Annotated in this window: 10 protein-coding genes and 1 tRNA gene; 7 read left to right on the top strand and 4 right to left on the bottom strand. The window is 63.2% G+C overall.

Annotated features, from left to right (window positions below; all coding sequences use genetic code 11):
- The coding region (locus AS156_RS09105) for an ISNCY family transposase (protein WP_082747396.1) at positions 1–1,403 on the top strand (1,403 nt) is incomplete at its 5' end.
- Between the two features lie 126 nt (positions 1,404–1,529).
- Here AS156_RS09105 and AS156_RS09100 read toward each other — a convergent pair.
- The 3 genes from AS156_RS09100 to AS156_RS09090 all read right to left on the bottom strand — a co-directional run bounded on the left by AS156_RS09100 (position 1,530) and on the right by AS156_RS09090 (position 4,821).
- Complete coding sequence (locus tag AS156_RS09100) at positions 1,530–2,498, bottom strand: tripartite tricarboxylate transporter substrate binding protein (protein WP_066502874.1); 969 nt, start codon at positions 2,496–2,498, stop codon at positions 1,530–1,532.
- A gap of 68 nt (positions 2,499–2,566) precedes the next feature.
- Complete coding sequence (hisN, locus tag AS156_RS09095) at positions 2,567–3,346, bottom strand: histidinol-phosphatase (RefSeq protein ID WP_066502873.1); 780 nt, start codon at positions 3,344–3,346, stop codon at positions 2,567–2,569.
- Between the two features lie 587 nt (positions 3,347–3,933).
- Positions 3,934–4,821 (bottom strand): N-formylglutamate amidohydrolase, encoded by an 888-nt coding sequence (locus tag AS156_RS09090; protein WP_066502863.1) that lies wholly within the window; start codon positions 4,819–4,821, stop codon positions 3,934–3,936.
- Positions 4,822–5,120: 299 nt separating this feature from the next.
- Here AS156_RS09090 and cpdR point away from each other — a divergent pair, with 299 nt between their 5' ends.
- Together cpdR and AS156_RS09080 are read left to right on the top strand one after the other, a co-directional pair.
- Positions 5,121–5,480, top strand: a complete 360-nt coding sequence (cpdR, locus tag AS156_RS09085; RefSeq protein ID WP_066502958.1) for a cell cycle two-component system response regulator CpdR — start codon at positions 5,121–5,123, stop codon at positions 5,478–5,480.
- An 88-nt stretch (positions 5,481–5,568) separates the two neighbouring features.
- A tRNA-Val gene (locus AS156_RS09080) sits at positions 5,569–5,643 on the top strand.
- A 303-nt stretch (positions 5,644–5,946) separates the two neighbouring features.
- Here AS156_RS09080 and AS156_RS09075 read toward each other — a convergent pair.
- Positions 5,947–6,147 carry a hypothetical protein gene (locus tag AS156_RS09075; protein WP_066502861.1) on the bottom strand — a complete coding sequence of 67 codons (201 nt, stop codon included), beginning with the start codon at positions 6,145–6,147 and terminating at the stop codon, positions 5,947–5,949.
- Between the two features lie 565 nt (positions 6,148–6,712).
- On the opposite strand from AS156_RS09075, the gene AS156_RS09070 reads away from it, so the two are divergent.
- The 4 genes from AS156_RS09070 to AS156_RS09055 all read left to right on the top strand — a co-directional run bounded on the left by AS156_RS09070 (position 6,713) and on the right by AS156_RS09055 (position 10,360).
- Positions 6,713–7,585 carry an AraC family transcriptional regulator gene (locus AS156_RS09070; RefSeq protein WP_066502859.1) on the top strand — a complete coding sequence of 291 codons (873 nt, stop codon included), beginning with the start codon at positions 6,713–6,715 and terminating at the stop codon, positions 7,583–7,585.
- A gap of 121 nt (positions 7,586–7,706) precedes the next feature.
- Positions 7,707–8,903, top strand: a complete 1,197-nt coding sequence (locus AS156_RS09065) for a CaiB/BaiF CoA transferase family protein (RefSeq protein ID WP_066502854.1) — start codon at positions 7,707–7,709, stop codon at positions 8,901–8,903.
- Positions 8,904–8,967: 64 nt separating this feature from the next.
- The gene (locus tag AS156_RS09060) at positions 8,968–9,711 is read left to right on the top strand and encodes an SDR family NAD(P)-dependent oxidoreductase (RefSeq protein WP_066502852.1); all 744 of its coding nucleotides are present in this window, start codon (positions 8,968–8,970) and stop codon (positions 9,709–9,711) included.
- 4 nt (positions 9,712–9,715) lie between these two features.
- Positions 9,716–10,360: a glutathione S-transferase family protein gene (locus AS156_RS09055; protein ID WP_066502850.1), complete on the top strand. Its 645-nt coding sequence runs from the start codon at positions 9,716–9,718 to the stop codon at positions 10,358–10,360.
- Positions 10,361–10,533 lie beyond the last annotated feature (173 nt).

The raw sequence follows: 10,533 nt of genomic DNA, 5'->3' as shown, positions 1-10,533 counted from the left end.
GGCGGGCACAGCTGAGGTTTGGGGATCACTGGGTCGCTGAGGAAGTGGCCGGCCTGCGTGAGGACTGGATGGACCACGCGGACCGGATCCTGGATGACGATGCCATTGTCACGGCGGTGTACGAAGCGCTCGGCCAGCGACATCCCAAGAGCCGCAGCCGCGGGCGGCGTGGTGCGCCGGCGGAGATGGTGCTGCGACTGCTCGTTCTCAAGCACGTTCGCAACTGGAGCTACGAGGTGCTCGAGCGCGAAGTACGCGCCAATCTCGTCTACCGCGACTTCGCTCGGATCGGCGGTGGCAAGATGCCAGATGCCAAGACCATCGGCCGGTGGGGCCTGGCGGTGGGCCCAAAGGTGATCAAGCAGGTCCACGGACGGATGGTGAAGATCGCGCAGGATCAAGGAGTTGTGGAAGGCCGGCGGATGCGCGTGGATACCACGGTGGTGGAGACCAATGTCCACTATCCGACCGACTCGAGCCTGCTGGGCGACGGCGTGCGCGTGCTCATCCGCACCATGAAGGAGGTCACCAAGATCGCTGGAGAGACCGGTACCAAGTTGCGCGATCGCAGTCGCAGCGTGAAGCTGCGGGTGCTCGACATTGCGCGGGCCGCACGCTCCAGGGTGAAGCAGAGCTCCGAGAAGCTCAAGGGTGCCTACGGGCGGTTGCTCAATTCGGCCAGCCGCGTGGTCGGACAGGCAAAGCAGTTCTCGGCGCAGATCGCCGCGGGAGTGAAGCAGGCCCCCAATGCGATGGGGCAATTGAAGCTCGATCGCTTGCGCCATCAGATCGACGAGATGGTGCCGCGAGTAAACCAGGTCATGAAACAGACCAGGGCCCGGATCTATCGCGGCGATACGCGCTCGGAAGGTAAGCTTTTGAGCGTGTTCGAGCCTTCGACGGAGGTCATCCGCAAAGGCAAGGCGGGCAAGCCCAACGAGTTCGGCAAAATGGTGAAGTTGCAGGAGGCCGAGAACCAGATCGTGATCGACTTCGAGGTCTATGACAAGCGGCCCAACGATTCCGACCTGCTCATTCCCGCGCTCGAACTCCACCAGGCGGCGATCGGACGCGTGCCGCACTTGGTTGCTGCCGACGCGGCCTTCTATTCCGGTAAGAACGAGGCCGCTGCCAAAGCCAAGGGTGTCAAGCGTGTGTGCATTCCCAACCGCTCCACCAAGAGCGCTGAGCGCCGACGCGAACAGAAGAAGCGCTGGTTCCGCAACGGTCAGAAATGGCGTACCGGATGTGAGGGCCGCATCAGCGTGTCGAAGCGGCGACACGGGCTCAGCCGCTGTCGCTACAAGGGCGAAGATGGAATGAAGCGTTGGGTCGGACTCGGCGTGATCTCCGATAATCTCATCAACATCGGCCGCGCCATCAATGAGAAATCGTCAAACTAGAAACGCGCCGAAGATCACCAACGCTTTACCAACACCCCGCCGCTATCGCCGGCGGGGTGTCGTCTTTTCAGCACGCATTCCAAATCACTTCAATTCGAGAACGGCGAATTTTGCGCCGGAAAGTAGCTATTTCGCCGTCTCCACGCCGGCGTCCTTGATCACCTTGGCCCATTTCTTGATGTCGGCGGCGATGAAGTCGCGAAAGTGCTCCGGCGTGTCGCCCACCAGCGTCAGGCCCTGATCGGCGAGCTTGTCCTTCACGGTCGCATCGGCCATCGCCTCGGTCGCGATCGTGTTGAGCTTCGCGATGATTGCGGGCGGCGTGCCAGCGGGCGCAACCATGCCGTACCAGTTCTCGATGATGAGGTCGGGCATGCCGGCTTCCGCCGTGGTCGGCACGTCGGGCGCGGTCGGGGCGCGCTCGCGGCCGCCGAGCGCGATCGGACGCAGCGTGCCCGCCTTGATCTGCGGCAGGAGCACCGGCAGGTCGAGGAAGGTCATCTGCACCTGCTGCCCCAGCAGGTCGTTCACCGCTGGTGCCGCGCCGCGATAGGGCACGTGCACGATGTCGATCTTTGCCGTCAGCTTGAACAATTCGCAGGCCAGATGTGGCAGGCTGCCGGCGCCGGAGGAGGCGAAGTTGAGCTTGCCGGGCTGCGCCTTTGCAAGCGCCACGAGTTCGCTCATGTTCTTCGCCGGCACGTCGGTGGCGACGACGAGCATCTCCGGCACGGTAGCGACCAGCGTGATCGGCGCGAGGTCCTTCAGCGTGTCGTAGGCGACCTTCTCCATGCTCGGGCTGATCGCCAGCGCGCCGGCGCTCGCGATCGCGATGGTGTAGCCGTCGGGCGCGGCCTTCGCGACCGCATCGGTGCCGAGCACGCCGCCCTGGCCGCCGCGATTGTCGACGATGACCGGCTGCTTGGCGAGTTCCGACATCTTCTGCCCGACCACGCGCGCAATGATGTCATTCGGCCCACCGGGCGGAAACGGCACGATCAGCCGGATCGGCTTGGCCGGGAAATCCTGCGCGGCGGCCGCGATCGGTGCGAGAAGCAGGAGAAGTCCTGCCAGCAGTCTGCCGCCAATCGTCATGCGCGCCGCCCTGACTTTTCTGGTTGCCGTCAAGATGGGCGCAGATCAATGACCGGGCAACTCAAGAATCAGGCGTTGAGCACCTTCATCGCGGCTTCGTGCACGCGCGGGTCGCCGGCCGCGATGATCCGGCCGCCTGATTGCGCGGGCTTGCCCTCCCACGTGGTGACGACGCCGCCGGCGCCGGTGATGATCGGGATCAGGCCGGCAATGTCGTACGGCTTCAGCTCGGTCTCGACCACGAGGTCGAGATGGCCGGCGGCGAGCATGCAGTAGGAGTAGCAGTCGCCGCCATAGCGCGTCAGGCGCGCCTTGCTCTCGATGCGGCCGAAGCGGGCGCGGTCGGCTTCGTTCATCAGAAGCGGGCTCGTGGTGTAGGCGGTCGCCTCCTTGAGCGAAGCGCAGCGCCGCACCGAGAGCTTTCGCTCGCCCGATGGGCCGGAATAATGAGCGGAACCGTTGTCGCCCGAGAAGCGCTCGCCGATGTATGGCTGGTGCATCATGCCGAACACCGGCGTTCCTTTGTGCAGCAGCGCGATCAGTGTGCCCCAGATCGGAAATCCGGCGATGAAGGACTTGGTGCCGTCGATCGGATCGAGCACCCAGACGTAGTCGGCGTCTTCGCGCTCGTTGCCGAACTCCTCGCCGACGATGCCGTGCTGGGGGAAGCTGGACTTGATCAGCCGCCGCATCACCGCTTCAGCGGCGCGATCGGCCTCGGTGACGGGGTCGAAGTCGCTGGCGCTCTTGTTGTCGATCGAGAGCGAGGTCCGGAAGAACGGCAGGATGGTTTCGCCGGACGCGGTCGCGAGGCGGCCGATGAAGGCTGTAAAGTCGATGACCGTCACGGCAGGTCCTTCGGAAAGCTCAACGACGCGGGTGGAAATCGAAAGCGTTCTTGCCTAGCTCAATCCGGAGCGCCGCGCACGATTAACGGAACGTTATCCCATCCTGATGACGCGGTTCCGGACTTTCGAATCGGGTTCGATTCCGAAAGTCCGGCGGCTCCGGTGCCGATCACGAAGTTGCGAGTTCTGGTATACAAGCTATGCGCGTAGCGCTGAACAGAAAGGTCGATCCTTCGCAAGCTTTTGATATCAAATGGTAAATTTCCCTATTTGGCGGCTGTTGCATATTCGCCATCCTCGCTGGGATAGCGCAGGAAATGTTTCGAAAAGTCTTGCGTTTTGTGCAGCGCGGTCGCATATTGTTGCGGTGCGGTAGCGCCTCGCGCTATCGCTGCCCTCCTTGGGCGTTTCCTCCCTAGACTTGGGCCGCTTGTTCATTCAAGCGGCCCTTTTTTCTTTCCGGGGCGCCGATTGAGCCCATTCCCTCGAAGTCAGCGAAAGCTTCGTTTCGTCATCGGCTACCGCCGACGAATGGATTCCTGGTTCAGGACTTCGCCGTGCCGGGCTGACGAAGGGACGAAGCCATCCTATTCCGCAGCGGCCTGGAATGGTCCGAGATCGCCGAACGGCACCTTGGCGAGCGCATCGGCGAGCGTTGCGAAGTCCGAAGCCACCTGGGCGAAGCGCGGCCCGCGCTCGCGGCGGCGCTCATCCATATAGACCGCGCGGTTGAGCTCGATCTGGACGGTGTGCAGGCCGCTCGCCGGGTTGCCGTAGTGCTCGGTGATGAAGCCGCCGGCATAGGGCTTGTTGCGGCCGATCGAATAGCCGAGCGAACTCATGATCTCCTCGACGAGGTCGGGCAGCAGCGGAGCGCAGCTCGTGCCGTAGCGGTCGCCGATCACGACGTCGGGCCGGCGCGGCTCGTCGCGCGACACGCCGATCGACGGCATCGAGTGGCAGTCGACCACGACCACCGTACCGAACGCCTGATGGGCCTTGTTGATCAGCCGGCGCAGCGCGCGGTGATAGGGCTTGTAGAGCCCCTCGATCCGCATCAGCGCCTCGTCGACGTCGAGCCGCTCGCGGTAGATCTCCTGGCCGTCGCCGACCACGCGCGGGATGGTGCCGAGGCCGCCGGCCACCCGCATCGAGCGCGTGTTGGCAAAACTCGGCAGCCGTCCGGTGAACATGCGCGGGTCGAGCTCATAGGGCTCGCGATTCACGTCGACATAGGAGCGCGGGAAGTTGACGCGCACGGTCGGGAAGCCGCGATCGCTCAAGTCCGCGATCAATTCGTCCATGAAGGAATCTTCGGAGCGGCGCAGCGAGACGAGATCGATCCGCGATGCGTCGAGGAACGCGGCCGGATAGACCGAGCCCGAATGCGGGGAATTGAAGATGATCGGCGCGCGCCAAGCTGCGGGCTCGACGATCTCGAATGGGGGCGACAACTCGCCAGCAGACTCGGTCATTCCCTTGGCGCCGTCCCTTGCGTCCGCCTGTCCGGGCCAAATTGATTCTGCCGGAAAAGCGGAGATTTATGGGCGTATATTGTCCGTAATCGCGACCATTCTGCCAAGTGAAAAGAGCGTGGCGCACGCTGGAATGCGTCTGAGACGCAGAAAATGCCGCACCTGGTTGATTCGATGGTCCGGTCCACAAATCCGGCGCGTACGCCGCCGATGGCCTGCGGCAAATTTCACTCGAAATTTACTGTCTGTCGGGCTTAGTGTTCGGACTGATCCTCCAGCCGGATTCGACGTTCCCTGCCATGCCGAAAATCCTCCTTGCCGAAGACGACAACGATATGCGCCGCTTTCTGGTCAAGGCGCTGGAAAATGCGGGATTCAAGGTCTCGCCGCATGACAACGGCATGTCGGCGTATCAACGGCTGCGCGAGGAGCCATTCGAGATGCTGCTCACCGACATCGTCATGCCGGAGATGGACGGCATCGAACTGGCGCGCCGCGCCTCGGAACTCGATCCCGACATCAAGATCATGTTCATCACCGGCTTCGCCGCCGTGGCCTTGAATTCCGACTCGGAGGCGCCGAAAAACGCCAAGGTCCTGGCCAAGCCCGTTCACTTGCGGGAATTGGTGAGCGAAGTTAACAAGTTGCTGGCGGCCTGATTCGGACGAAATCGGGCATTTTGTATCCTTGCCTGCCCCGCCGGGGTCCGTTATAGGGACCCGACCCAAGACGACGTAGACGACTTTGGGGTGCGTAGCTCAGCGGGAGAGCACTACCTTGACATGGTAGGGGTCACAGGTTCGATCCCTGTCGCACCCACCATCCTTCGCTCGCGAAGCGAGAGAAGGATGCCACGCCGAAGCCAACGGGCGGAGGCGGGCTACCGCCGCGAGCTTCGGCTGGGCAAGCCACGCTTCATCATCACCTTGNCGGCGGGCTTCGCGTGGCGCAGCCAGGCCGAACCGTCAGCGCGAAGCGTGTCCGGCGTAGCTTGAACGCAGTGAAAGCGAAGACGGACGACGGCGCCGAAGCCCAACGGGCGCAGGCGGGCTGCTGCCGCGAGCGACGGCTGGGCAAGCCACGTTTCTCGGGTTCACTAGTCAAACAGCCAGGTTCTCGGTGTCATCACCCGCGTATGGTCAGATAGATTCGCTTCACTGCGCCGCTGTCGACCGCGTACTGCATCGCAAGCAGGATCGCGGCGACAACCAGTATCTGGGCGATCGCAATCCATGGCAGCTTGGTGGCGACAGATCGTGATGTCTTGCGGCTGTCCTTGTCGTTAGCACGAGCATCAACGACGGTTTCGATCGACTCGACTGACATAGCTACGCCTTCTCGCCTACAAGCGAACATCACGCGATGCGCCTGCGTCTTGCAGCGAAGTCAAAACTAGACCATTTCGATCGACAAAATATTCTATAGTTCGCGCGCGCGTGTGATTGCGCATCTCGGAATCGGCCGCGCGACAGTGAAGGAATATGCGCGCTCGCAAACACTGCAATCCACCTATCGCGATTGGCCTTCGGATGCTCACGCTACGGATCGAAGGTGTCGTGGGCATTGAAATGAAGAAGCCCGAGACCACGATCGTCGCGCCTTCGAGCGCTTTACCTCTTTCGACACGGCCGATTCCTATTTCTCGGGAGGCAGCGAAGAGATTCTCCGACGGGCAGTGAAGCTCTTCGCCGCGAGGCGATGGCTTGCATCGTCCCGGGACTGATCCGGTCGAACTGCACCTGAGCTTGCGAGACGGAAATATCTGCAGGGCTCGTATTCCCGTCGGCTAAAATCTCCGCGATTGACCGGCAAGGGGGCTGGATTTCTATCCCTGGATAGTCAATTCTGATTCGGAACTTACCATCCGTGCCACACGCGGAGGAGATGTCCCATGGAGGAAGCGCGTCCGCAGCGGTATGTCCGCCAAGTCGGCGGTGAACTTGTGTCTTCCGTTATCACGAGGTCGAAGCCGATCAGGGTCGAGGTGCTCAGCCGAACCTCGCGGCCGCGCATGAACTGGCACTTCCGCCAGCCCGAACTGACCTTGTTCTGGTTCCGCAAGGGCTGCGCGCGGTTGCGGGCCAGGCTCGATGGCCGGCCCGTGGAATATGATTTCTCCGACGCGGCGAATCTCGCGCTGTTTCCCGCCGGCACGGAGATCGAGGGTGAATGGTCGGTCGGGCCTGCGCTCGACTATGTGGTCGTGTTCCTCGACCCGGTGTTCGTGCAGAACCGTCTCAATGGCCTCATCCAGAGGCCGACGGTGGCGTTTCGCCACGACCAGCTCGCCCGCGGCCTGGCCGACCTGAGCGAGGAGGCCACTACGCCCGACAATTTATTCGATCTGTTCGCCGAGGGCTGGGCCAGTCAGGCGCTGGCCCATATGGCGCGGCTGTCGCGGAGCACTGAATCGTCGAAGCCGCAAAGCCGCGGCGGATTGCCCGCGCTCAAGCTGCGGAAGATCGAGGAGTTCGTTCGGGAGAATCTTGGAGAGCCGATATCGCTGTCAGCGCTCTCCGATGTTGCCGGCCTCAGCAAGCGCCATTTCCTGAGGGCCTTTCAGGAGAGCACCGGAACCAGCCCGCATCGCTATGTTCTCGGACTGCGCATCGAATCGGCCAAGCATCGCCTCAGCGAGACCGATGAAAGCCTGACGAGCATCGCGCTGTCGTCGGGCTTCAGCCACGCTCAGCATTTTTCGTCGACGTTCAGGCAGGCCACCGGAATGAGCCCGTCGGTTTTCCGGCAGCAATCCCGGGCGTAGGTTTCGGCGCTTTTTTGCAAGTCGAGGCGGTTTCCCGCAAGCGCCCGCGCAGGCTGCATCGTAAGTCGGAATTGCGCTCGAGGGTTTGGTCGCGTCGGCGAATTGGAGAGGGAAGCAAGGCATGTCAGGACCATTGGCAGGAGTTCGCGTACTTGATCTCACCGGCGTCGTGTCCGGCCCGTTCGCGACGATGTTCCTGGCGGATCAGGGCGCCGATGTTCTGAAGATCGAGCCGATCGGCGGCGACATCACCCGCCGCAGCCGGGCCAATGTCGACAAAACCGGCGAATTCTCTGCGCTGTTCATCTCGTCGAACCGGGGCAAGCGCTCGCTCTCCATCGACATGAAAACCGATGTCGGCAGGGAGGTGCTGGGCAAGCTGGTTCAGCAGGCCGACGTCCTGGTGCAGAATTTCCGGCCCGGAACGATGGAACGTCTCGGGCTCGGCCCGGACGAGGTCCGCAAGAAAAATCCGCGACTGATCTACGTATCGATCAGCGGGGTCGGCGAAGACGGACCTTACGCCAAGAAGCGCGTCTACGATCCCATCGTGCAGGCCTTGTCGGGGTTCTGCGATGTACAGGCGCAGCCGGTGACCAACCGTCCGCAGATGATCCGGACGATCGTGGCCGACAAGACGACCGCAGTCTATGCCGCGCAGGCGATCACGGCGGCGCTCTACGCCCGCGAGAAATCCGGCCGCGGCCAGCACATCCAGGTGGCGATGCTCGACGCGATGATCGCCTATCTCTGGCCGGAAGGCATGATGCAATACACGGTGGTCGGCCGGGAGCAGACCACGTCGGATCCGAACGACCGGCCCGACCTCGTGTTTCAGACGTCGGACGGCTACCTTACCTGCGGCACCATCTCCGACTCCGAGTGGCAAGGGTTCTGCGAGGCTACCGGCGATCCGGAGCTGGCCAATGATGCGCGTTTCGCCACGCCCGCCGCGCGCTCCGTCAACGCAACGGCGCGCATCAACAGGATGCAGGACTATATCCGCAAGCACACCACCGCCGAATGGCTCGCGCGGCTCGATGCGGCTGACGTGCCGTGTGCCCCGATCCTGAGACGAGGCGAAATCATTGCCAACGAGCAGGTGGTTGCCCGCGGGCTGATCGCCGAGCTCGAGCAGCCCGGGGTCGGCACCGTGCGGCAGCCGAAGCCGGCGGCGCGCTTCGATGTCGACGCTGCCGCGATCGGTGGCCCGGCGCCGCGCGTCGGTCAGCATACCCGCGAGGTGCTGCGCGATCTCGGCTATGGCGATGCCGCCATCGCGCAGATGATCGAGCAGAAGGCCGTGCGCGCGGTCTGAGCCACCGCGCCGCGCAACGTCGCCGGTCTTGAACTGAGAAACTGCCGTCGGTGGGAGACGTCCTATGGTTGAGACAAACAAAACCGCCTTGCTGGTTGGAGCAGGAGACGCGATCGGTGCAGCGGTCGCGCGGCGGTTTGCCGCCGGTGGTTACGCCGTCTGCATCGCACGGCGCGATCCGGCGAAATCCAGCGCTTTGGTCGAGGAGCTGACGCGCGCTGGAAGCAAGGTGCACGCATTCGGCGTCGACGCGCGGCGTGAGAACGAGGTGCAGGAGCTGTGCGAACGGGTCGAGCAGAACGTCGGACCGATCGAGGTCTGCCTGTTCAATGCCGGCTCGAACGTCAAGAAGAGCCTGCACGAGACGTCAGACAAGTTGTTCTTCAAGGCCTGGGAGCTCGCCTGCTTCGCCGGATTCCTGGTTGGACGCGAGGCGACCCGGCACATGCTGCGGCATGGCCGCGGCACCATGCTGTTCACCGGCGCAACCGCGAGCGTGCGCGGCGGCAGCGGCTTCGCGGCATTCGCGTCGGCCAAGTTCGGCCTGCGAGCGGTCGCCCAGGCGATGGCGCGCGAGCTCGGGCCACAAAACGTCCATGTCGCCCATCTCTTGATCGATGCCGGCGTCGACAGCCCGGCCATTCACCAGCGGATGAAGGCTGCGAGCGGCATCGACGCGTCCGAGATCCCGCCGGATTCTCTGACGCGCACATCCTCGATCGCGGAAGCCTACTGGTACGTGCACCAGCAAAGCCGTGACGGATGGAGTCACGAGCTTGATCTGCGCCCGTCCGTCGAGAAATGGTGAGGCCATGCCGAAGACGCTGACGCTATGGGGGGTAGGGACGTCACGGACGATCCGGGCGCATTGGGCGCTGCATGAACTGGGGTTGGACTACAGCTGCAACCGCATCCTGCCGCGCTCGGGCGAGACCAAGACGCCCGAATACACCAGGCTCAACCCGCGTCAGAAGATTCCGCTGCTGCAGGACGGCGACTTCACGATCGGCGAGAGTGCGGCGATCGTGGCCTATCTGGCGCGGACCTACTCCAATGCAGGCGTCCCGCTGGTGCCGGTCGACGAACGCGATTTCGCGCGGTGGCTGGAATGGTGCTTCTTCATCGTGGCCGAACTGGACTCGACGAGCCTCTACGTCATGCGCCGCCATGACCTCCAGGGTCTCGCCCATATCTACGGTCACGCGCCGGATGTGGTGGTCAAGGCCGCGGAGTATTTTCGCCAGCAGCTCAGGCACGTGGAAGTCGCGCTGTCGGACGGCCGCAAATACCTGATGGGGGATCAGTTCACGAGCGCGGATATCCTGCTCGCGACCTGCCTGGTGTGGGCCATCGACTATGGCGTCGGAGTCTGTGACGTCGCGACGCCCTATCTCGCCCGCGTCACAGCGCGGCCGGCCTACAAGGAAAGTGTCGCGATCAATACCGTGCGGATCTGACCGGCGGCGCTCAAGCATGATCCGGAAAAGTGTGAAGCGGTTTTCCGAAAAGATCATGCTCTAGCAACCGCCGGTGCGCGCACCTACGTCCTGGGTGGTCTTGCGGCGGGTTTGACGAGCGCATCCAACAACGCGCCGGTCAGCCAGTTTTCGGCGCCGATACTCCGAAAGAG

Origin of the sequence: Bradyrhizobium macuxiense (assembly GCF_001542415.1) — a bacterium.
Lineage (GTDB): Bacteria > Pseudomonadota > Alphaproteobacteria > Rhizobiales > Xanthobacteraceae > Bradyrhizobium > Bradyrhizobium macuxiense.
The sequence above is the reverse complement of the archived record's forward strand: the minus strand, read 5'-3'. Positions and strand labels throughout refer to the sequence as shown.

Coding starts and splice junctions, on each gene's coding strand:
- AS156_RS09065 (WP_066502854.1), top strand. CDS start 7,707: ATGTCAGGACCATTGGCAGGAGTTCGCGTACTTGATCTCACCGGCGTC.
- AS156_RS09100 (WP_066502874.1), bottom strand. CDS start 2,498: ATGACGATTGGCGGCAGACTGCTGGCAGGACTTCTCCTGCTTCTCGCA.
- AS156_RS09060 (WP_066502852.1), top strand. CDS start 8,968: ATGGTTGAGACAAACAAAACCGCCTTGCTGGTTGGAGCAGGAGACGCG.
- cpdR (WP_066502958.1), top strand. CDS start 5,121: ATGCCGAAAATCCTCCTTGCCGAAGACGACAACGATATGCGCCGCTTT.
- AS156_RS09070 (WP_066502859.1), top strand. CDS start 6,713: ATGGAGGAAGCGCGTCCGCAGCGGTATGTCCGCCAAGTCGGCGGTGAA.
- AS156_RS09055 (WP_066502850.1), top strand. CDS start 9,716: ATGCCGAAGACGCTGACGCTATGGGGGGTAGGGACGTCACGGACGATC.
- AS156_RS09075 (WP_066502861.1), bottom strand. CDS start 6,147: ATGTCAGTCGAGTCGATCGAAACCGTCGTTGATGCTCGTGCTAACGAC.
- AS156_RS09090 (WP_066502863.1), bottom strand. CDS start 4,821: ATGACCGAGTCTGCTGGCGAGTTGTCGCCCCCATTCGAGATCGTCGAG.